19 protein-coding genes and 1 pseudogene are annotated in these 20619 nt (G+C 70.9%); 8 read left to right on the top strand and 12 right to left on the bottom strand.

Annotated elements, in window-relative coordinates; translation table 11 throughout:
- The first annotated feature begins 4 nt into the window (after positions 1–4).
- Genes ectB through thpD form a run of 3 tightly spaced genes read left to right on the top strand, consistent with a single transcriptional unit; the run spans position 5 to position 2626 of the window.
- A complete protein-coding gene (gene ectB / locus OOK38_RS24065; protein ID WP_266757281.1) occupies positions 5–1276 on the top strand; it encodes a diaminobutyrate--2-oxoglutarate transaminase in 1272 nt (423 codons plus the stop codon).
- Positions 1277–1326: 50 nt separating this feature from the next.
- On the top strand, positions 1327–1731 hold the full coding sequence (locus OOK38_RS24060; protein ID WP_266757283.1) for an ectoine synthase: 405 nt from the start codon (positions 1327–1329) through the stop codon (positions 1729–1731).
- A gap of 7 nt (positions 1732–1738) precedes the next feature.
- Complete coding sequence (thpD, locus tag OOK38_RS24055) at positions 1739–2626, top strand: ectoine hydroxylase (protein ID WP_266757285.1); 888 nt, start codon at positions 1739–1741, stop codon at positions 2624–2626.
- Positions 2627–2777: 151 nt separating this feature from the next.
- Here the strand turns inward: thpD and OOK38_RS24050 are convergent, their stop codons facing one another.
- The 7 genes and pseudogenes from OOK38_RS24050 to OOK38_RS24020 form a co-directional block, all read right to left on the bottom strand.
- Positions 2778–3797: a maleylpyruvate isomerase family mycothiol-dependent enzyme gene (locus OOK38_RS24050; RefSeq protein ID WP_266757287.1), complete on the bottom strand. Its 1020-nt coding sequence runs from the start codon at positions 3795–3797 to the stop codon at positions 2778–2780.
- 103 nt (positions 3798–3900) lie between these two features.
- On the bottom strand, positions 3901–4497 hold the full coding sequence (locus tag OOK38_RS24045) for an RNA polymerase sigma factor (RefSeq protein WP_266757289.1): 597 nt from the start codon (positions 4495–4497) through the stop codon (positions 3901–3903).
- 66 nt (positions 4498–4563) lie between these two features.
- Positions 4564–5649, bottom strand: coding sequence for an aminotransferase class V-fold PLP-dependent enzyme (locus tag OOK38_RS24040; RefSeq protein WP_266757291.1), 1086 nt, complete (start codon positions 5647–5649; stop codon positions 4564–4566).
- 88 nt (positions 5650–5737) lie between these two features.
- The gene (locus tag OOK38_RS24035) at positions 5738–6457 is read right to left on the bottom strand and encodes a DsbA family oxidoreductase (protein ID WP_266757293.1); all 720 of its coding nucleotides are present in this window, start codon (positions 6455–6457) and stop codon (positions 5738–5740) included.
- Between the two features lie 189 nt (positions 6458–6646).
- Positions 6647–7144, bottom strand: a pseudogene (locus OOK38_RS24030) (N-acetyltransferase family protein); the annotation flags it as partial.
- Between the two features lie 97 nt (positions 7145–7241).
- Positions 7242–7850 carry a DUF1349 domain-containing protein gene (locus tag OOK38_RS24025; RefSeq protein WP_266757295.1) on the bottom strand — a complete coding sequence of 203 codons (609 nt, stop codon included), beginning with the start codon at positions 7848–7850 and terminating at the stop codon, positions 7242–7244.
- 102 nt (positions 7851–7952) lie between these two features.
- Positions 7953–9482, bottom strand: coding sequence for an aldehyde dehydrogenase (NADP(+)) (locus OOK38_RS24020; protein WP_266757296.1), 1530 nt, complete (start codon positions 9480–9482; stop codon positions 7953–7955).
- Between the two features lie 132 nt (positions 9483–9614).
- On the opposite strand from OOK38_RS24020, the gene OOK38_RS24015 reads away from it, so the two are divergent.
- Positions 9615–10388, top strand: coding sequence for an IclR family transcriptional regulator (locus tag OOK38_RS24015; protein WP_266757298.1), 774 nt, complete (start codon positions 9615–9617; stop codon positions 10386–10388).
- A 155-nt stretch (positions 10389–10543) separates the two neighbouring features.
- Positions 10544–11995, top strand: a complete 1452-nt coding sequence (locus OOK38_RS24010) for a penicillin-binding protein 2 (RefSeq protein ID WP_266848795.1) — start codon at positions 10544–10546, stop codon at positions 11993–11995.
- 48 nt (positions 11996–12043) lie between these two features.
- Here the strand turns inward: OOK38_RS24010 and OOK38_RS24005 are convergent, their stop codons facing one another.
- On the bottom strand, positions 12044–13495 hold the full coding sequence (locus tag OOK38_RS24005; RefSeq protein WP_266757302.1) for an NCS2 family permease: 1452 nt from the start codon (positions 13493–13495) through the stop codon (positions 12044–12046).
- Between the two features lie 255 nt (positions 13496–13750).
- Between OOK38_RS24005 and OOK38_RS24000 the strand changes: the two genes are divergently transcribed.
- The 3 genes from OOK38_RS24000 to OOK38_RS23990 all read left to right on the top strand — a co-directional run bounded on the left by OOK38_RS24000 (position 13751) and on the right by OOK38_RS23990 (position 16216).
- Positions 13751–14317, top strand: a complete 567-nt coding sequence (locus OOK38_RS24000) for a SigE family RNA polymerase sigma factor (RefSeq protein ID WP_266757304.1) — start codon at positions 13751–13753, stop codon at positions 14315–14317.
- Complete coding sequence (locus OOK38_RS23995) at positions 14314–15171, top strand: hypothetical protein (protein ID WP_266757305.1); 858 nt, start codon at positions 14314–14316, stop codon at positions 15169–15171. Before OOK38_RS24000 ends, OOK38_RS23995 begins: the two co-directional genes overlap by 4 nt.
- Positions 15172–15385: 214 nt before the next feature.
- Positions 15386–16216 (top strand): pectate lyase, encoded by an 831-nt coding sequence (locus tag OOK38_RS23990; RefSeq protein WP_266757307.1) that lies wholly within the window; start codon positions 15386–15388, stop codon positions 16214–16216.
- Between the two features lie 176 nt (positions 16217–16392).
- Here OOK38_RS23990 and OOK38_RS23985 read toward each other — a convergent pair whose 3' ends face one another.
- The 4 genes from OOK38_RS23985 to OOK38_RS23970 form a co-directional block, all read right to left on the bottom strand.
- On the bottom strand, positions 16393–17187 hold the full coding sequence (locus OOK38_RS23985; RefSeq protein ID WP_266757309.1) for an HAD family acid phosphatase: 795 nt from the start codon (positions 17185–17187) through the stop codon (positions 16393–16395).
- A 113-nt stretch (positions 17188–17300) separates the two neighbouring features.
- Positions 17301–18410, bottom strand: a complete 1110-nt coding sequence (locus OOK38_RS23980) for a pectate lyase (RefSeq protein WP_266757311.1) — start codon at positions 18408–18410, stop codon at positions 17301–17303.
- A gap of 43 nt (positions 18411–18453) precedes the next feature.
- The gene (locus OOK38_RS23975; RefSeq protein ID WP_266757312.1) at positions 18454–19473 is read right to left on the bottom strand and encodes a pectinesterase family protein; all 1020 of its coding nucleotides are present in this window, start codon (positions 19471–19473) and stop codon (positions 18454–18456) included.
- A 1-nt stretch (position 19474) separates the two neighbouring features.
- Positions 19475–20617 carry a pectinesterase family protein gene (locus tag OOK38_RS23970; protein WP_266757314.1) on the bottom strand — a complete coding sequence of 381 codons (1143 nt, stop codon included), beginning with the start codon at positions 20615–20617 and terminating at the stop codon, positions 19475–19477.
- Positions 20618–20619: the final 2 nt, after the last annotated feature.

The raw sequence follows: 20619 nt of genomic DNA, 5'->3' as shown, positions 1-20619 counted from the left end.
CGCCGTGACCATCACCCCGCCCGACCTGAGCGTCTTCGAGACCCTGGAGTCGGAGGTGCGCAGCTACTGCCGCAACTGGCCCACCGTCTTCGACCGCGCCCGGGGCAGCCGGATGTACGACGAGGACGGACACGAGTACCTCGACTTCTTCGCCGGCGCCGGGTCCCTGAACTACGGGCACAACAACCCCGTGCTCAAACGGGCCCTGATCGACTACCTGGAGCGCGACGGCGTCACCCACGGACTCGACATGTCGACGACGGCCAAACGCGGCTTCCTGGAGACCTTCCAGAACCTGGTGCTGCGGCCGCGCGACCTGCCGTACAAAGTGATGTTCCCCGGCCCGACCGGCACCAACGCCGTCGAGTCCGCGCTGAAGCTCGCGCGGAAGGTGAAGGGGCGCGAGGCGATCGTGTCGTTCACCAACGCCTTCCACGGGATGTCGCTCGGCTCGCTCGCCGTGACCGGCAACGCCTTCAAGCGGGCCGGCGCCGGTATCCCGCTGGTGCACGGAACCCCGATGCCGTTCGACAACTACTTCGACGGCCAGGTCCCGGACTTCCTGTGGTTCGAGCGGCTCCTGGAGGACCAGGGCTCGGGCCTCAACCAGCCCGCCGCGGTGATCGTCGAGACCGTGCAGGGCGAGGGCGGCATCAACGTCGCGCGGCCCGAGTGGCTGCGTGCCCTCGCCGACCTGTGCAAGCGCCGCGACATGCTGCTGATCGTCGACGACATCCAGATGGGCTGCGGGCGCACCGGCGCGTTCTTCTCCTTCGAGGAGGCGGGGGTCGTGCCCGACATCGTGACCGTCTCCAAGTCCATCAGCGGGTACGGACTGCCGATGTCGCTGTGCCTGTTCAAGCCCGAGCTGGACATCTGGGAGCCGGGCGAGCACAACGGCACCTTCCGCGGCAACAATCCGGCGTTCGTCACGGCCGCCGCCGCCCTGGAGGCCTACTGGGCCGACGGCTCCGCGATGGAGAAGCAGACCCGCGCCCGCGGCGAGCAGGTCGAGCAGGCGCTGATCTCCATCACCGAGGAGAACCTCGCCGACATCAAGGAGTACCGGGGCCGCGGGCTCGTCTGGGGCATCGAGTTCAAGGAGAAGGCCCGGGCCGGACGCGTCGCGCAGCGCGCCTTCGAACTCGGTCTGCTCATCGAGACGTCCGGCCCCGAGAGCGAGGTCGTGAAACTGCTGCCCGCGCTCACCATCACCCCCGACGAGCTCGACGAGGGCCTGCGCACCCTCGCCCGCGCCGTCCGCGAGACCGTCTGACCAGACCGCCGCACACCACGAGAAGCACGAGAGAGAGGCATCGCACCACCGTGATAGTCCGTTCGTTCAAGGATGTCGAAGGCACCGACCGGCATGTGAAGGCGGCGACCGGCACCTGGGAGAGCAAGCGCATCGTCCTCGCCAAGGAGAAGGTCGGCTTCTCCCTGCACGAGACGATCCTGTACGCGGGTACGGAGACGCAGATGTGGTACGCGAACCACATCGAGGCCGTGCTCTGCGTGGAGGGCGAAGCCGAACTCACCAACGACGAGACCGGCGAGAAGCACTGGATCACGCCCGGGACGATGTACCTGCTGGACGGCCACGAGCGCCACACCATGCGTCCCAGGACCGACTTCCGGTGCGTCTGCGTCTTCAACCCGCCCGTCACCGGACGGGAGGACCACGACGAGAACGGCGTCTACCCGCTGCTCACCGAACCCGAGGAGGTGTGACACACCGATGACCACACTCACCGATCTGTACCCCAGCCGAGGCGCCACCGAAGTGGCCGTGCCGCGACAGGACCCGGTCATCTGGGGCGCGCCGGGCGATCCCGGCCCGATCACTTCGCCCGAACTCCAGGCGTACGAACGCGATGGCTTCCTCCCCGTCGAGGAGCTGATCGCCGAGGACGAGGTCGCGGTCTACCGGCAGGAGCTGGAACGGCTCGTCACCGACCCGGCGATCCGAGCCGACGACCGCTCGATCGTCGAGCCGCAGACGCAGGAGATCCGGTCCGTCTTCGAGGTGCACCGGATCAGCGAGATCTTCGCCCGGCTCGTGCGCGACGAGCGCGTCGTCGGCCGGGCCCGGCAGATCCTCGGCTCCGACGTGTACGTCCACCAGTCGCGGATCAACGTCAAGCCGGGCTTCGGCGCGAGTGGCTTCTACTGGCACTCGGACTTCGAGACCTGGCATGCCGAGGACGGTCTGCCGAACATGCGGACGGTGTCCGTCTCGATCGCGCTGACCGAGAACTACGACACCAACGGCGGCCTCATGATCATGCCGGGGTCGCACAGGACGTACCTCGGGTGTGCGGGGGCCACGCCGAAGGACAACTACAAGAAGTCGCTGCAGATGCAGGACGCCGGTACGCCGTCCGACGAGGCGCTCACCCGCCTCGCCACCCGGCACGGCATCAAGCTCTTCACGGGCCGCGCCGGTTCGGCGACCTGGTTCGACTGCAACTGCATGCACGGTTCGGGTGACAACATCACCCCGTTCCCGCGCAGCAACGTCTTCATCGTGTTCAACAGCGTGGAGAACGCCGCGGTGGAGCCCTTCGCGGCTCCGGTGCGCAGGCCGGAGTTCATCGGGGCACGGGACTTCACGCCGGTGCGGTGACTTCCTCCGCCGGTGCGGTGACTTCCTCCGGCGGTACGAGACACCTCGGCCGGTACGGGTCGCAGCTCCGCCGGTGCCGGCTCGGGCCGGGTCCTCACCCTCGTGTACGGGTGAGACCCGGCTCTCGGCGTTCCGGCGCCGCACCCGGTACCTACAGCCAGGCCAGGGACGCGGCCTCTTCCAGTACGGCGTCGATCGCGGCGGCGTCCCCCGTCGCGCCCCGCGGCACCTCGCCGGGCGCGTACCGGCCGCCGATCAGCAGGCAGAAGTCGACCGGTTCCAGGACGAGTTCGGCCCGGACGGGCTCGTCCTCGGAACCCAGCACCCACTGTGCGTCGGGTCCCCCGCCGGCCACCGCGAACAGCACGGGAGGCGCCGTGGGGCCGAGGGCCGTTCCGAGGACACGCACCGCGAGGCGGACGAGCTGCCGCAGATGGGGGTCCGGCGGCGGGGGCACGACGAGTCCGAGGGCCCGCCCGATGTCGTCGGTGTGGATCCACGTCTCGAAGGCGCGCACGACGAAGTGGTCCGCGACGGGCAGCCGGGCGCCCATCAACGTGGTGGCGTGCGCGGCCCGTTCGGGGTCGGTCGCCTCCGGTGCGGCCAGCAGCGCGGCGGCCTGCGCGCTCCACGCGGCGACGGTCTCCTCGGGCGGGCGCCGGTGCTCGCGGGCGATCACCTCGGCGGTCCGGGCGGCCCAGGCGTCCTGCCACGGCGTCTCCTCCGCTCCGGCCGGCTCCGGCGGCCGCGCCACGAGGCCGAGGTGCCGCGCCAACGGCTCGTCCGCCGCGATCAGATGGGCGACGGTGGCGTGCACGTCCCAGTCGTGCACGACCGGCGTGCCCCAGCGCCCCCGGTCCCCCACCTCGCGCAGCAGCGACCGGAGTCCGGCGACCGCGGCGGCGTAGGGGGCGGCGTGCCGGGCCACCCGGGGAGCGGCCGGGCGGGAGCGCAGGGCCAGGGCCAGTACGCCGTCGGCGGTTCCCTTCGCCGGGGACGGGCGCCGCGGGCCGTCCAGCAGCCGTACCGTCTCGCGCAGCCGTTCCGCCTCCGCGGCGCAGGACTCGCACTCGGCCAGATGGAGCGGGACCGTCTTCTCGTCGGCGGGGGTCAGGGCGCCGACGGCCCAGGCCGCCAGCAGGTCCCGCATCCCTTCGTGGTGCATGCTCATCGTCCGCCGCCCTTCCCGGCCGGCTTCGGCGTGCCGGCCGCGCCTCGCCCCGGTGTGCCCACCATACGCACGCGTCCTCCGGCCGGTGCCACCCGTGACGTCATCACGCGCCCCGCTCCAACGCGGGATCGGGCGGGTCGGCGAGGGTCTCGGCGAGTCTGCGCAGGGCGGCGCGCAGCCGGGTCTTCGCGGTGCCCTCCGGGATGCCCAGTTCCACGGCCGCCTGCCGGTAGGTGCGGCCCGCGAAGTAGGCGAGGTGGACCACCTCGCGCTGGGGCTGCGGGAGTTCGGCGAGCGCGGTGTGCAGCAGCAGCGAGCGTTCGCGGTCGACGACCGTCTCGTCGGGGCCCGGCGCGGCGTCGGGGATGGCGTGCAGCGCCGCGTCGTCGGCGCGGGCGTCCTTGCGGTGCCGGGCCTCGCCGCGCACCCAGTCCACCGCCCGCCGGTGGGCGAGCATGGACAGCCAGGTGCGCAGCGTGCCGCGGCGGGCGTCGAAGGCGTACGGCCTGCTCCAGAGCTGTGCGAAGACTTCCTGCGCCACGTCCTCGGCGGCCGCCGGGCTGCGGGTGACCCGGACGGCGACCCGCCGGACCAGCCCGCCGTACGCGGCGTACACCTCCCCGAGCGCGGACTCGTCGCCGTACACCAGCCGCTGGTGCAACTCGGCGTCAGTGAACGTCGGTTCCACCGGCACCACCACCTCGTGGTGCCCTTCCTAGCGCCCTGCCGCGGCCGGCGCCAGAGGGCCGGGGCGGCGCGCGGACGCTCAGCCGGGCAGCACGTCGAGCAGCCGGTCGACGTCGTCCGGGGTGTTGTACAGATGGAACGCCGCCCTCAAGTTGCCCGAGCGGTCGGAGACTTCGACGCCGGCCCGGCTCAACTCGGGCTGGAGGCCGCCGAGTCCCGGCACGGAGACGATCGAGGAGCCGGGGGCGGTGACCGGTTCATGGCCGCGTTGGAGCAGGCCGGCGCGGAAGCGGTCGGCGAGCGCGAGATTGTGGTCCCGCACCCGCTCCACGCCCAGTTCTTCGAGGAGTTCCAGTGAATGCCGGGCTCCGGCGTACGCGAAGAGGCTCGGGCTCTCGTCGAACCGCCGCGCGGAGTGGGCGAGTTCCTCGACGGGGCCGTAGCAGCTGTCCCAGGGGGTCTCGCCCGCGACCCAGCCGGCGAACACCGGGGTGAGTCCGCCGAGATCCTCCGGGACGACCAGGAAAGCCACGCCGCGCGGGCAGACGAGCCACTTGAAGGCGACGGAGGAGACATAGTCGTAGGCGTCCGCGCTCAGGGGCAGCCATCCGGCGGCCTGGGACGCGTCGATGTACGTACGGGCGCCGTGCTCCCGCGCGGCCTCCCGGATCGCCTCCAGTCCGGCGATCCGGCCGTCGGCGGACTGTGCGGCGCTCACCGCGACGAGCGCGGTACCGGAGTGCACGGATTCGGCGATCCGCTCCAGCGGAACGGCGCGGACCTTGAGGTCGCCGCGGACGTGGAACGGCGTCACGACGGAGCTGAAGTCCGCCTCCGCGGTGAGGACTTCGGCGCCCGGCGGCAGTGAGGCGGCGATCAGTCCGCTGTACACGGCGACCGAGGCCCCGGCCGCCACCCGGCGCTCGGGCACCCCGACGAGACGGGCGAACGACGAGCGGGCCGCCTCGACGTCCGCGAACATGTCGGCGGGTTGTCCGGCGGCCACGGACTCCACGGCGGCCCGCATCGCGGTCACGGTGCGGGCCGGCAGCAGGCCGGTGCTCGCGGTGTTCAGATAGGTGTTCTTCGGGGCGAACTCGGTACGGACGAGGGTCTCGAAGGTCTCCATGGGACCACTGTGGGCCCAGAAGATGTCCCCGTCCATTGCGCATTTTTAAGCGGTTTCCCCAAGGAGCGCTTATGCATCGGCTCCGACCTGCGCTTTTCGGTGCCGGGGCACCGACCCGCGCCGGTCAGCCCTGGGGAACGGCGCAGCCGTCCGGACCGCAGGCCTCGGCGTCGGCGGCTCCGTCCTGGATCAGCTTCAGCTGCGGCCGCTCGCCCCACGCCTGGGCCAGCGCCTGCGCGAAGACCTCGGCGGGCTGCGCGCCGGAGACGCCGTACGTGCGGTCGAGGACGAAGAAGGGGACGCCGTTCGCGCCCAGCTCGGCGGCCTCGCGCTCGTCGGCGCGGACCTCGTCGGCGTAGGCGGACGGGTCGGCGAGCACCGCGCGGGCGGCGTCAGCGTCGAGCCCGGCGGCGACGGCCAGCTCCACGAGCCGCTCGTCGTCACCGAAGACGGTCCGCTCCTCGGCGAAGTTCGCCTTGTAGAACAGGCCGATCAGCTCGTCCTGGCGGCCCCGCTCCTTGGCGAGGTGCAGCAGACGGTGCATGTCGAAGGTGTTGCCGTGGTCGCGGTCCCGGGTGCGGTACGCGAGGCCCTCGGCGGCGGCCTGCGTTCCGAGGTTCTCCTCGCCCGCCTGCGCCTGCGCCTCGCTCATGCCGTACTTCTTGGTGAGCATCGTGATCACCGGCTGGATGTCGCCCTTGGCGCGGCCCGGGTCGAGCTCGAAGGAGCGGTGCACGACCTCGACCTGGTCACGGTGCGGGAAGGCGTCCAGCGCCTTCTCGAAGCGGGCCTTTCCGACATAGCACCACGGGCAGGCGATGTCGCTCCAGATCTCGACGCGCATTCTTCGGCTCTCTCCAGGTCGTACGGATACGGGACACCCTCCGGGGACGTCAGTGTGTGAACGTTCAAACGGCTCGGGTCATTCCCCGGCCCCCGTCGCCGTCCCCGACCCCGCCCCGGTCGCCGACCCCGCCCCGGTCGCCGACCCCGCTCCGGTCGCCGTTCCGGTCGCCGCCAGGGGCGCAGCCGGGGGCACCGCGTACCGCAGATACCGGTGGTGATCGTCCTCCGCGGGCGGGTTCTCCGGGTCGGGTACCCAGCCGAGGCGGGCGTAGAAGGCCTGGGCGGGCCGGTTGTCGACATGCACGTCGAGCGTCGCCGTGCGCTTCCCGTCCGCCTGCCACTCCTCCACGCAGGCCGCGTGCAGCTCGGTCCCGATGCCGGCCCGCCGGCGGTCGGGGTCGACATGGAACTGGTAGAGCCTGACCGTGTCGGCGGGCGCGCCCTCGGCCGCGCGGAAGGAGGCGATGCCCGCGATCCGGCCGTCCAGCACGAAGCACAGCACATGCCCGTCCGGACGCTCGATGGCGCTCCGCCAGGCGGCGAGCCAGTCCGTGCCGTCCTGCGGCACCCCGTCCGGGTAGTACGTCGCCCGGGCCCGGGCGTGCAGGTCGGCGACGACGGCCGCCTCGGCGGGCAGCGCGGTCCTGATCACCCGGCGCACACGATTCACACGGTCCTCGATCATGCAGCTGAGGACGTGATTGCGGACGATGTGGTTCCGGAACAGCGCGGTCCCGGGGGCCAAGAGGCCCGGACGGGCCCAGGCCCCGGGAACCCGGTCGCTAGTTGCCGTCGCGCAGGTCGAGCGGCCAGGCCGGACGGAACTCGATGCTCTCGTACGTCACCACGCAGCCCTCCCCCATCGGTGACTGCGTCATGAAGCCCACCAGCGCCGCCCCGGTCTCCTTCTCGTCGGCCAGGGTGAACAGGCGGACGAAGGTCCAGCGCTCGCCGTCGCGGGAGGCGTGGAAGGCGAAGGCGCGACCCGTGCGGCTCACCCGCAGCCAGACGGAACTGCCGTCGACGGTGAAGGAGTTGGCGTCGTCGGAGTGCCCCCGGGTGACCACCGTGCAGACGGTGGGCACGTCCGGTGAGTACTCCAGGCACAGCTTCGCCCAGGCCCGCTCCCCGACGTGGACGTAGAGAACGCCCGCGTCGAAGGCCCCCCTGAAGCCGACCGTCACGCGGGCGATCAGCTGGAAGTCTCCCTCCGGCGCGCCGAGCAGACGCGGCGCGTCCGAGGCCGGGTCGAGCCCTTCACCGGTGGGCGGCACGAAGCGGTCCTGCCGGGGTCCGGCCCAGCCGGTGAGCGCTCCGTCCTCGTACGACCAGTGCCCGGCGGGGCCGTAGGTGCGGAGGGGGAAGGGGAGTTCGGGGAGTTCGACGTCCATGGTCCGAGTCTCTCAGGTCGGTGGCCGCGCCCCCGGGGGACGCGGGAAACCGCGTGATCGGTCACGCGGCACCCGCGGCCCGTGAAGGTCACGCCTGGGGCATTACCGCTCCAGGCGCCCGTCGTAACGCCGGGGCAGACCCAGCGGGTTGTCGTCCCGCAGCTCGGGCGGCAACAGCGCCTCGGGCACACCCTGATAGGCCACCGGCCGCATCCACCGCTCGATGGCACTGCCGCCGACCGACGTGGACGTCGAGGTCGTCGCGGGGTACGGCCCGCCGTGGTGCTGAGCCGGAGCGACGGCGACACCCGTCGGCCAGCCGTTGACCAGCACACGGCCCGCGAGGGAGGTCAGCTCGGCGAGGATCTCCGCGCCGCGCCCCTCGCCCGCCGCTTCCTCGGCGGAGAGCTGCACCGTGGCCGTGAGGTTGCCCGGCAGCCGGGAGAGCACCGCGCCGGCCTCGGACTCGTCCTCGTAGCGCGCCACGACCGTGAGCGGCCCGAAGCACTCCTCCAGGAGCAGATCGTGCTCGCCCTCGGCGGCGAGCCTGCTCGCGGGCACGGTCAGGAAGCCGGGGCTCACCGTGTGCTCGCCGCCCGCGCCCGGTGTCACCGGGGCATGGACGTCCGGGAGTCCGGCGCGCTCGGCGACCCCGGCGATGAAGTTGTCGCGCATCCGGTGGTCGAGCAGGACCCCGGAGGCGGTGTCGCTCACCGCGTCGGTCAGGGACTTCAGCAGACGGTCGCCCGCCGCGCCGGCCGGCGCGAGCACCAGGCCCGGCTTCACACAGAACTGGCCGACGCCCAGCGTCATCGAGCCGGCGAGACCCGCGCCGATCTCCTCCGCGCGCTCGGCGGCCGCGGCCTCGGTGACGACGACCGGGTTGAGGGAGCCCAGCTCGCCGTGGAACGGGATCGGCACCGGACGCGCGGAGGCCGCGTCGAACAGCGCGCGCCCGCCGCGGATCGAGCCGGTGAACCCGGCCGCCGCGATCAGCGGGTGCCGGACCAGCTCGACGCCGGCCTCGAAGCCGTGGACGAGGCCGATGACGCCCTCGGGGATGTCGTGCCGGGCGGCGGCCCGGCGCAGGACCACGGCGACCAGCTCGGAGAGCGCCGGGTGGTCGGGGTGGGCCTTGACGACGACCGGGCAGCCCGCGGCCAGCGCGCTGGCCGTGTCGCCGCCGGCGACCGAGAAGGCGAAGGGGAAGTTCGAGGCCGAGTACACGGCGACGACGCCCAGTGCCACCTTGTAGCGGCGCAGGTCCGGGATCGGCGGAGTGGCCGTGCCGTCGGGGTGGTTGATGACGACGTCGAGGAAGGCGCCCTCGTCGACGATTCCGGCAAAAGCGCGCAACTGGTAGCAGGTGCGGGCGAGTTCGCCGGTGAGCCGGACCGGGCCGAGCGCGGTCTCCGCGTCGGCGGCCTCGACGAGCTGGTCCTTGGCGCCTTCGAGCAGGTCGGCGGCGGTGCGCAGGAACGCGGCGCGTACGGCGCGGTCGACGAGAGCGGGGCGCGCGGCGTGCGCGGCGCGGACGGCCTCGTCCACCTCCTGGGCTGTGGCCTCCACCGCAACCTGTTCCCGCTGCTTCCCGGTACGGGGGTCGACACTCCAGACTGGTGCTGCTGCCACCGCGGGTCCCTTCAGATGTGATGCCACAGTTCTTGTGTCACTCACCAGGGGTGTTCGATATGCTGAACGCTGTCTCTGATGGTGAATATCCTGTTGGAGACTATTTCCCGTCCAACGAAGGGGTCAAGGGCGATGTCGGCAGGCGAGACAGGCGGCGGGGCGCAGGTCAAGTCCGCGGTACGGACCGTGGAATTGCTGGAGTACTTCGCCGGCAAGCCCGGAATGCACTCCCTCGCCGCGGTCCAGGAGGCCGTCGGCTATCCCAAGTCCAGCCTGTACATGCTGCTGCGGACGCTCGTGGAGCTCGGCTGGGTCGAGACGGACGCGACGGGCACGCGGTACGGCATCGGCGTCCGCGCCCTGCTGGTCGGCACCTCGTACATCGACGGCGACGAGGTGGTCGCCGCGGCCCGCCCCACGCTCGACCGCCTCTCCGACGACACCACGGAGACCATCCACCTCGCGCGCCTGGACGGCACGAACGTCGTCTATCTGGCCACCCGGCAGTCGCAGCACTACCTGCGCCCCTTCACCCGGGTCGGCCGCCGGCTCCCCGCCCACTCCACCTCGCTCGGCAAGGCGCTGCTGGCCACGCACACCGACGAGCAGGTCCGCAAGATGCTGCCCGAGACGCTGCCCGCGCTGACCGAGCACACGATCACGGACCGGGAGAAGCTCATCGAGGAGCTCCGCCAGGTGCGGGAGCAGGGCTTCGCGGTGGACCGCGAGGAGAACACGCTGGGACTGCGCTGCTTCGGTGTGGCGATCCCGTACCGCACACCCGCCCGTGACGCGATCAGCTGCTCGGTGCCTGTGGCGCGGCTCACCCCCGCGCACGAGCAGATGGTCAAGGACGCCCTGTTCGACGCCCGCGACCGTCTCACCCTGGCCACCCGCAGGCTCTGACCGGTCCCGGCTCCGACCGGTCCGGGCTCCGGCGGGTCCGTGCGACGGCGGCTGCGCGAGGGGCGGCCGGCACGACGGCGGCTTCATGAAGGACTCATGAGAAATCCGGGCGGATGGGAACGATTCGCTCCTGTCCGCTCGTCCTTCTGTGCGGGATGAACAAGACGATCAGGCGTGCCGCCGTCTTCAGTCTGCTGCTCGTGCTCTCCCTGCTGGTCAGGGCGACATGGGTGCAGTTCTACGACGGCCGGGCACTCGCGGACGACAAGGACAACCGACGGAACGCGATCTCGCTGTACGCGAATCCGCTCGGGAACATCATCGTGGCCGGAGACGCGATCACCGGTTCCGCGAAGACGAAGGGCGGCGACCTCAAGTACAAGCGGACGTACAAGGACGGCAGCCTGTACGCGGCGGTCACCGGCTACAGCTCGCAGGTGTACGGGGCGACCCAGCTGGAGGGCATCTACCGGGACCTGCTCGACGGCTCGGACATCCAGCTGAAGAACCCGCTGGACTCCCTGACGAACAAGCGCGCCGACCCCGGTGATGTGATCACGACGATCGACCCGGCCGTGCAGAAGGCGGCGTACGAAGCGCTCGGGAACAACAAGGGTGCCGCCGTCGCGATCGACCCGAAGACCGGCAAGATCCTCGCGGTCGTCTCGACACCGTCGTACGACCCGACGTCGATCAGCGCGGGCAACACCAGCGTCTGGCAGCGGCTGACCAAGGACGCCGACAAGCCGCTGGTCAACCGCGCGCTGCGGCAGCCGCTGCCGCCGGGCTCGACGTTCAAGCTGGTCGTGGCGGCCGCCGCCCTGGAGAACGGCCTGTACGCGGACGTGGACGCCAAGACGGACAGTCCGGACCCGTACACGCTGCCGAACACGACGACCGTCCTGAAGAACGAGAACACGTCCGCGCCGTGCGAGAACGCCTCGATCCGGGTCGCGCTCCAGTACTCCTGCAACAACGTCTTCGCCAGGATGGCCGTCGACCTGGGCCAGGACGAGGTCAGGGCGATGGCGGAGAAGTTCGGCTTCAACGACACGGCCCAGGACGTGCCGGTGCGGGCGTACATCAGCGTGTACCCCTCGGACATGGACAAGTCGTCCACGGCGCTGACCGGTATCGGTCAGTTCGACGTCACCGCGACCCCGCTCCAGATGGCCATGGTGTCCGCCGCTATCTCCAACGACGGCAAGCTGGTCTCGCCGCACATGGTGTCGCAGACCAGTGACGCCGACGGCGATGTGCTGAAGAACTACGACGACAGCACGTCGACCGAGAGGATCGTCAGCTCGGACACGGCCCGGCAGCTCCGGTCCGCGATGCAGACGGTCGTCGAGGACGGCACGGGCACGAACGCCCTGATCCCCGGCGCGACCGTGGGCGGCAAGACCGGCACGGCCCAGCACGGCGAGAAGAACAGCAAGACGCCGTACGCCTGGTTCACGTCGTACGCGAAGTCCGACACCAGCGGCAAGGAGGTCGCCGTCGCGGTGATGGTCGAGCAGTCGAACGCGGCGCGCTCGGAGGTCAGCGGCAACGGACTGGCCGCGCCGGTGGCCAAGGCGATGATGCGGGCGGCGCTGCAGGACTGACGCGCCGACGGCCCCGCGCTCCTGCGAGCGCGGGGCCGTCAGGTCCGGCTACTTCACCCCGAGCAGCTGCTCCAGCGGGTCGATCGCGAAGTACACCAGGAACAGCGCGGAGGCCGCCCACAGCAGCCAGTGGACCTCCTTGGCCTTCCCGAGCACCGTCTTGATCAGGACGTACGCCAGGAACCCCGCCCCGATGCCGTTGGTGATCGAGTACGTGAACGGCATCACGGCGATGGTCAGGAACGCGGGGATGGCGATCTCGTACTTGTCCCAGTCGATGTGCTTGACCTGGGTCATCATCAGGAAGCCGACGGCGACGAGCGCGGGCGCCGCGGCCTGCAGCGGGACGATCGTGAGGATCGGCGTCAGGAAGAGCGCGAGGGCGAACAGCCCGCCGGTGACCAGGTTGGCGAACCCGGTGCGCGCGCCCTCGCCCACGCCCGCGGCCGACTCGATGTACGACGTCGAGGAGGAGGCCGAGGCCGCGCCGCCGGCGACCGCGGCGGCGCCGTCGATCAGCAGCACCCGCCCGAGGTTGGGCACCTTGCCCTCCTCGTCCAGCAGGCCCGCCTCGGCGCTGATGCCGACGACCGTGCCCATGGTGTCGAAGAAGTCGGACAGGACGAGGGTGAAGACCAGCAGGACGACGGTGATCGCGCTGGTCTCGCCGAACGCGCCGAACAGGCTGAAGTGACCGAGCAGCCCGAAGTCCGGTGAGGCCACCACGTCGTCGGGCACCTTGGGCGTGGTCAGGCCCCAGCTCTTGATGTCGGCGACGGAGTTGATGACGATCGCCACGACCGTCATGGTGACGATGCTGATCAGGATCGCGCCCTTGACCTTGCGGGCGAGCAGACCGATGGTCAGCAGGACACCGAGACAGAAGACGAGGATCGGCCAGCCGGCGAGCGCGCCCGTGCCGCCGAGCTGCACCGGCACGGTGGTGTTCGCCGCGTCCGGGATACGGGTGGCGAAACCGGCGTCCACGAAGCCGATGAAGGCGATGAACAGGCCGATACCGACGCTGATCGCCTGCTTCAGCGGCTGCGGGATCGCGTGCATGACGGCCTCCCGCAGACCGGTCACGACCAGCACGCAGATGAGCAGGCCCTCCAGGACGATCAGGCCCATCGCGTCGTCCCAGCTCATCAGCGGGGCGATCTGGAAGGCGACGACCGCGTTGAGGCCGAGGCCGGCGGCGAGTGCGAGCGGGAGGTTGCCGCCCACGCCCATGATGATCGTCATGACCGCGGCCACCAGGGCGGTGGCGGTGGTCAGTTGGACGGCGTCGAGCTGGTGGCCGAACTTGTCCTTGGCGCTGCCCAGGATGATCGGGTTCAGGACGAGGATGTAGGCCATCGTGAAGAACGTGGCGAAACCGCCGCGTATCTCCCGGCCGAAGGTGGAGCCCCTCGCGGCTATCTTGAAGAACCCGTCGACTCTGCCTGCCGCCGGGGGTGCGGCACTTGGCCGGTCGGCCACCTTCTGCGCTTCGGACATGGCGATACTCCTCGATACCTGCGTGCCTGGTGTGCGGATGCTGGCTGGATTGTTCCCCCGATCAACCGCTTTCAGGTTTTCCCCGTGTTACGGAATCGAGTTCGGCCCGCCATACGCTGTTCGAAGGTCCGTACGACCGACTGGTACGCTCACGCATCTCGCCCCACCGGAACGTTCTTTCCCACAGGTGAATCACAGAGGCCGTATACGCCGCACCCGCACCGGTGCCACAGCCGTAGCGAGGAGAGGTACCCCGTGGGCACTGTCGTCGACGACGCCGCCTCCGTGGAGTTCCACGCGTTCTTCGAGCGGCACTACAACGAACTGGCCCGTCTGGCCCACCTGTTGACCGGTGAGCCGGACGCCGCCGACGATCTGGCCGCCGACGCGCTGCTCGCGCTGTGGCACCGCTGGGACCGGGTGCGGGCCGCCGACCATCCGGTGGCGTACGCGCGCGGTGTGGTCGCCAATCTCGCCCGCACCCGGATCCGCGCCGCGGTGCGCGAGCGCAGACGGATCACACTCTTCTGGTCGCAGCGCGAGGACCGGGCCGAGAACCCCGATGTACCGGGCACGGTCGACGTCCAGGAGGCGCTGCGCCGGCTGCCGTTCCGCAAACGAGCCTGCGTCGTACTGCGGCACGCCTTCGACCTGTCGGAGAAGGACACCGCGCTCGCCCTCGGGATCTCCGTCGGTACGGTGAAGAGCCAGACGTCGAAGGGCATGACCGAATTGAAGCGGCTGCTCGGCACCGAGGAGGCGTCGGCGCGGGTGCGCGCGGGAGTGCTGCCCCTGGGTGGGGCCGGAGGACGAGACCGATGAGGGAGGCGCGGGACGTGCACGACGAGCTGGGCGCCCGGCTGCGCGAGGCGGCCGAGGCGCACGAGCCCGACCGCGCGCGCATCCTGGCCCGGGTGGAGCGCGGCATGGCGCGCCCCGGCGAACGGCGGCCCTCACGGCGCGCGGCTCGCCCGCCCGTCCTCGGCTGGGCCCGTGTCGTGGGCGCCACGGCCGCGGTCGCGAGCGTCCTCGCGGTGGGTGGCTACGCGGTCGCCTCGGCGGTGCGGGAAGACGCCCCGCCGCAGCGGACGGTCGCGGTCTCGCCGACCCCCGACCCGTCGCAGGACCCGACCGGGCGGGCGCCGGTGGCCCCCGAACCCAGCCGTCGCCCGGGTACGCCGAAGGAGTCCGACGAGCCGGGCCCGTCGCCCTCGGACACCCCCACGACGACCGCGCCCACCGCGACCCGGGCGCCCGCCGGGAAGGCCACGGACGGGCCGCTGTGGTCGGACGGCTCGGTCGACCCGCACAGCAACGACTTCTGGGCGCAGAGCGACGTCACCCTGAAGACCGGCGAGCGACTCACCGCACTCACCGTCGAGTTGAGGATCCGGCAGACCGGCGGGGTGAGCGACGCGGGCGCCTGGCGTTCGCTGCCCGAGAGCGACTTCACGACGACCGTCGCCGAGCGGGACGGCTTCCTCGTCTACACCTGGGTGCTCAAGGCGGGTCACACGGTCTGGCCGGGCGAGTGGGTCTTCGCGGGCCAGTACGACCACGACCGCGGCGGCCGGGACGCGAAGGACGACGGCTACGCGGTGACGGCGACCGCGAAGAGCGGCGAACGGTCCACCGTGGCCGGGGACTTCTCGGCGCACGGCGACGACGACTCGTAAGCCCACGGCCGCCGCGGGCGGTTCACGGCGCGCGTCCGCCGTACCGCCGTACGGCCGTACGGCTGCGGACCTACGGCGGCGGGCCGCGGGCGGACCCGCCGACGGTGGCCCGGGACGGACCTCCGCGAGAAAGATCCGCGGACGCGGCAACCCTTTCCCCGGCGGTGGCGACCAGGAGACGCAAGATCTCCTCACCACTCAAGGAACTCGGTTCATGACTGCACGAGTTGAACAGCGCGTCCGCCACCGCCGCCGGATCACCGGACGGCGTGCCGTGATCGGTGGCGTGTCCGCCCTCGCCCTCACCGGCGCGGCGATCGTCACGACCTCGGCGCTGGGCTCGGCGGGCGCGGCCACGACCTGGCCGGAGGCCAAGGGCAGCAAGGCCGTGTCGTCGACGATCTCGGTGTCGGGCACCTACGACGGCAAGCTGACGAAGTTCTACGGCAGCGGCGCCCTCGGGACCGGCGGCCAGGACGAGGACCAGGGACCGATCTTCGAACTCGCGGACGGCGCGGTCCTCAAGAACGTCGTCATCGGCACCCCCGCCGCCGACGGCGTCCACTGCCTGGGCAGTTGCACCCTGCAGAACGTGTGGTGGCTGGACGTCGGCGAGGACGCGGCGAGCTTCAAGGGCACGTCGTCCTCGGCCGTCTACAAGGTCTACGGCGGCGGCGCCAAGGGCGCGGACGACAAGGTCCTGCAGTTCAACGGCGCGGGCAAGCTGGTGGTCAGCAAGTTCCACGTGGAGAACTTCGGCAAGCTGGTGCGCAGTTGCGGCAACTGCAAGAAGCAGTTCAAGCGCACGGTCGTCATCAACGACGTCGATGTGACGGCGCCGGGCAAGGCGATCGTCGGCATCAACTCCAACTACGGCGACACGGCCTCGCTGCGCAACATCCGCGTCCACGGCGACACCAAGAAGAAGATCAAGACGTGTGTCCGCTTCCAGGGCAACAACACGGGCAAGGAGCCGAAGGAACTCGGCACCGGACCGGACGGGACCTCGTGCCGGTTCACGGCGTCGGACGTCACGTACGACTGAGTCCGGCGATTCGCTCGCACCCCGGAAACAACCACACGTTCGTTTTTGACGTCATCGACTGTGTGGACCTGTCGGCCTGAGCCCCCCTCGGCCGGCAGAAGAACGCCCCCGCCGGTGACGACCGGCGGGGGCGTTCGCCCGTGCGGATGCGGACGGGCTCGTTCAGCTCACGGAGTTCAGCTCACGAAGTACGTGGGGTTCGGGAGCTTGTACGTCTTGTCGGCGTAGCCGCCCTCGAGGTCCGAGTACTGGTCGCCGAAGTTGGCGACGATGTCGTACCCGAGCGACTCGATGTGCTCGCGGGTGCCGGCCTTGTACTGCACCGTCGTGCAGTTCCAGGCGGCGGCGGTGGCGCAGTCGCTCAGGTACGCGGGCGGGTTGGCCGCGTCCTTGAGGAACATGTGCTCGGAGTCGAGGTTGACGTCGACTCCGACCTTCTTCAGGTTGTCGACCGCGGAGACGCGCTGCGACTCCTTCAGGCCCGAGTTGTAGAAGACCTCGACGCCCTTGGACTCGGCGTACGCGACGAGTTCGGGGCTGCCGAACACCGCGGGCCGGTTCGCCTGGGCGACGTAGGTGGCCCAGGAGGCCGAGTTGTAGGTGTAGTTGGTCTTCCTCTCGTAGTCGAGGGAGAGCAGCAGGGTGTCGTCGATGTCGAAGACGACCGCGGGCTTCTGGTGCCGGTGGTGGGCCTTGCGGGCCGCCTTGTCGATGTCCTTCTTCGCGGCGGCGTCGATCCGCGCGAGGTCCTTGGCGTACTGGCTGTCGGGGGACGCCTGGTACACCCCGTTGCTGTCGAGCGTGGTGCCGTAGTAGGTGTCGATGTCCTTGACGAGGAGCCCGATGTTGTAGGGCTCGTGCGTCGAGTTCGCCGTCGACTGACCGGCGGTGGCGACACCGGTGCCGTACAGGGCGGCACCGGCGACGACACAGGTGGCGGCGACGGCCGCGATGCGCAGTGGCTTATGCATGACAGGAGTTCTACGCGCGTCACCCGACCGGACGCGAGACCCGTTGCCTGATCGATACCTCCTTCACAGGCAAAAATCGGGTCAAGCGCCCGGGAGGCGACGGTGCCGGCCGGTCAGTTCATCGTGGCGCCGATGGTGGTGCTGCCCGTGGTCAGGAAGGTGGTGACGGGCAGGGCGCCGCCGGACTGCCGGGCGTTGTAGGTGCTCGTGGCGTCCGTCGACTTGAAGGCCGGGGTGGAGATGCCGGAGTCCCAGTTGTTGCCGGCCGACGTCACCGAGGAACCCTTGGAGACCGCCGTGCCGTTGCCCACGGCGAGGTTCTTGCCGAGCTTGGCGGCACCGGTGGCGAAGTAGTAGCCGTACTTGCCGTTGGCGTAGGCGGTGGTGCGGTTGATGACGATGGCACCGGTGTTGGAGTTCTCGGTGAAGCCGTTGCCCGCGTCGTCCCAGGCGGCGGAGTTGTTGACGACGTGGGCGACGACCTCGCCGTCGCCGCCCAGCTTGTAGCCGTTGCCGTCACCCGCGAAGGCCGAGTCGCTCCAGCGGTTCTTGCCGTTGCCGAAGGACCAGGTGTGCTCGACGGTGACGGGTGAGGAGAAGGACCAGAAGTCGATGCCGTCGTCGGAGTTGTTGTACAGACGCGCACCGGTGATCAGGTTGCCGGTGCCCGAGCCGAACTTCACTGCGACGCCGTCCGCGTTCTCCCCGTGATTGGCGGCGTCGTAGTTGCCGTACGAGTCGATGTTCTTGACCGTGTTGTTCACGGTGCCGTCGCCGGTCAGCGTGAAGCCGGAGTCACCGCCGTTGATGGTCTTGATGTTGTTCCAGGTGGTGCCGGTGCAGGACTGGCAGACGACCGCGCTGTCCGGGGAGTTCTGGAAGGTGAGGTTGGAGACGTTCCAGTAGTCGGCGGTGAGTTTGAGGATCCAGCCGCCGGACGGGAGCGAGGAGCCGTCGATCTTCACGGTCTCCGAGCCGTACGCCGTGAGGGTGACCGGCGAGGAGGACGTGCCGTTCGCCGTGGACTGGAGGGTGGCCGTCGGGTAGTAGGTGCCGCCGCGCACCTGGATGACGGTCCCGGCGGTGGCGCCTGAGATCGCGCTGGTCAGTTCGGCGGTGGTGTCGACGACGACGGTGGCGGCCTGGGCCTGGGTGGGGAGGACGGCGAGGCCTGCGCCGAGGGCCAGGGTGGCGCCTAAGGCGAGAGCGGTACGACGAGACATGGAGTGCGGTCCTTTCGTCGTGCTGGGGGATCGAACGGGGGAATCACGGGCACCAGTCGCCGAGGTAGGCGGCACGGGTGTGCCGCTCGGCCTCCGTGTCCGTGAGCTGGGGACGGTTCTCCGGGACGGTGATCGCCGCTCCTGGGCCGGTGTCGCGGTACTCGCGAAAGCGCATGGACTGCCACGGATAGGCCGCGCGCATGTCGGTGTAGGGCTCCACCGCGTCGATACCGGGCCCGAGTTCCGTCTCGCGGACCACGAGGGAGGGCCACGCCGTGGTCTCGTACGAGGGGACCCAGGGCCGGGCGATCTTGTACGCCGCATCCTCGGCGCCGGAGGTGACGCGGCATCCGGCGGCCAGGAAACCGTGCGGATTCGCGCGGGCCGTGGACGGCGCGAAGACCATGCCCTCGGGTCTGAAGGCGACGTCCCGGTCGAGGGTGTGGAAGCGGCAGCGCTCGAAGACGGCGGTTGCCCGGCCGAAGACGAAGTCGACGTCGCCCTCGATGTAGCAGTCGCGGTAGAGGTGACGGTCGAAGGCCGCCAGGTCCGTGGTGTCCGCGAACAGCGTGTCCTGGTGGGCGAGCAGACGCACCCGTGCGAAGCACGAGCGGTCGCCGGTGACATAGGCCGCGACCGCCTGCGTGCCGGTGATCTCCGGATGGTCCGCCCGCAGCCAGTCGTTCGCGATCGTCAGCCCGCGCACGGTCAGCCCGGGCGCCGCCGAGGTGAGCGTGGCGGAGCCCGCGGTCCCGTAGGTGCCGGAGCCGTCCGGTTTCGGCGTGCCGTTGGCCCGGTCGAAGACGATGACGGCGTCACGCGGGTCGCGGGTGGCACCGCGGAGCGTCAACTCCCTTTTCCCTGCGGGGATGTCGACCACTTCGCGGTACGTTCCCGGGTGGACCACGATCGTCTGCCCGGGGCCGTCCACCGCGTCCACGGCGGCCTGGACCGAGTCGCCGGGACGCACGTGCAGGACACGGCGGCCACGGGCGGCTGCCGGGGCGGCGCCGAGGGCCATGAGTCCCCCGGCCGCGCCGGCGAGAAGGCTGCGCCGGCGCATCTCAGCACCCCCTCCCCGGCGTCCAGTCGCCGAGGTACGCCGCCCGGGTCGCCGACCGGGCCTCCTCGTCGGTGAGCTGGGGCCGGTTCTCCGGGACGCTGATCACCGCGCCGGGGCCCGTGTTGCGGTACTCGGCGAAGCGCTGGCTCTGCCACGGATAGGCGGCGGACATGTTGGCGTAGGGCGCGACCGCGTCGGTCCCGGCGTCCAGCCGGGTGTCGCGGACGGTCAGCATGGGGCGGGCGGTGAGGTCCGAGCCGGGCACCCAGGGACGGGCCAGCTTGTAGTACGCGTCCGGTGCCGCGCTGCTGATCCGGCTGCGGGTGACCAGGTATCCGCGCGGGGCGGCGACCGCCGTGGACGGCGCGAAGACGAAGCCGTACGGGGCGCCGGCCAGGTCCGTCCGGTCCAGGGTGCGGAAGTGGCAGGACTCGAAGACCGCTGTGGCCCGCCCGAAGACGAAGTCCACGTCCCCCTCGATGTAGCAGTCCCGGTAGTACTGCCGGGCAAAGGTGCCGAGCGCGATCGAGTCGGCGTACAGCGTGTCCTGGTGACCGAGGAACCGGCACCGGTGGAACGCCGAGCGGTCGCCCTGCACCTTGATCGCCACGGCCTGGGTGCCGGTGATCCCGGGGTGGTCGGCGCGCAGCCAGTCGTTGGCGAAGGTGACCGAGCGGGCCGTGAAACCGTCAGTGCGCACGGTCGTCGTCGCTGACCCGGTGGTGCCGTAGGTGCCCGAACCATCGGGCTTGGGCGTGCCGTTGGCGTTGTCGTACACGACGACGACGTCGCGCGGGTCGTCGGAGGCGCCGATCCAGGTCATCTCGGAGCCGGCGGCGCCGGGCAGGCCGGTCGCCGGGTCGACCGCTCCGACCGAGACCGTCTCGCGGTACACGCCGGGCGCGATGACCAGGGTGAAACCCGCGCCGGTCGCGGCGGTCACGGCGGCCCGCACGGTGGTGTGGTCGCCGAGGCCGCCGGGGTGGACGTACAGCGTCCGCGCGTCGAGCCGCGCGGACGGCGAGCCGTGGCGCCCGAAGGGCGGGCGCCCGGTGGCGCGGGCGGGGGCCGCGAGCACGGGAGCCAGTGCGGCTCCGGTGCTCGCGGCGACGAACGCCCTTCTGCTGACGGGGTGTCCGGCCATGG

This window comes from Streptomyces sp. NBC_00568 (assembly GCF_026341855.1).
Lineage (GTDB): Bacteria > Actinomycetota > Actinomycetes > Streptomycetales > Streptomycetaceae > Streptomyces.
The sequence above is the reverse complement of the archived record's forward strand: the minus strand, read 5'-3'. Positions and strand labels throughout refer to the sequence as shown.

Bases quoted from the DNA above. Each gene is read 5' to 3' on its own strand.
- thpD (WP_266757285.1), top strand. From the start codon at position 1,739: ATGACCACACTCACCGATCTGTACCCCAGCCGAGGCGCCACCGAAGTG.
- OOK38_RS24050 (WP_266757287.1), bottom strand. From the start codon at position 3,797: ATGAGCATGCACCACGAAGGGATGCGGGACCTGCTGGCGGCCTGGGCC.
- OOK38_RS24040 (WP_266757291.1), bottom strand. From the start codon at position 5,649: ATGGACGGGGACATCTTCTGGGCCCACAGTGGTCCCATGGAGACCTTC.
- OOK38_RS24035 (WP_266757293.1), bottom strand. From the start codon at position 6,457: ATGCGCGTCGAGATCTGGAGCGACATCGCCTGCCCGTGGTGCTATGTC.
- OOK38_RS24025 (WP_266757295.1), bottom strand. From the start codon at position 7,850: ATGGACGTCGAACTCCCCGAACTCCCCTTCCCCCTCCGCACCTACGGC.
- OOK38_RS24015 (WP_266757298.1), top strand. From the start codon at position 9,615: ATGTCGGCAGGCGAGACAGGCGGCGGGGCGCAGGTCAAGTCCGCGGTA.
- OOK38_RS24010 (WP_266848795.1), top strand. From the start codon at position 10,544: ATGAACAAGACGATCAGGCGTGCCGCCGTCTTCAGTCTGCTGCTCGTG.
- OOK38_RS24005 (WP_266757302.1), bottom strand. From the start codon at position 13,495: ATGTCCGAAGCGCAGAAGGTGGCCGACCGGCCAAGTGCCGCACCCCCG.
- OOK38_RS23995 (WP_266757305.1), top strand. From the start codon at position 14,314: ATGAGGGAGGCGCGGGACGTGCACGACGAGCTGGGCGCCCGGCTGCGC.
- OOK38_RS23990 (WP_266757307.1), top strand. From the start codon at position 15,386: ATGACTGCACGAGTTGAACAGCGCGTCCGCCACCGCCGCCGGATCACC.
- OOK38_RS23985 (WP_266757309.1), bottom strand. From the start codon at position 17,187: ATGCATAAGCCACTGCGCATCGCGGCCGTCGCCGCCACCTGTGTCGTC.
- OOK38_RS23980 (WP_266757311.1), bottom strand. From the start codon at position 18,410: ATGTCTCGTCGTACCGCTCTCGCCTTAGGCGCCACCCTGGCCCTCGGC.
- OOK38_RS23975 (WP_266757312.1), bottom strand. From the start codon at position 19,473: ATGCGCCGGCGCAGCCTTCTCGCCGGCGCGGCCGGGGGACTCATGGCC.
- OOK38_RS23970 (WP_266757314.1), bottom strand. From the start codon at position 20,617: ATGGCCGGACACCCCGTCAGCAGAAGGGCGTTCGTCGCCGCGAGCACC.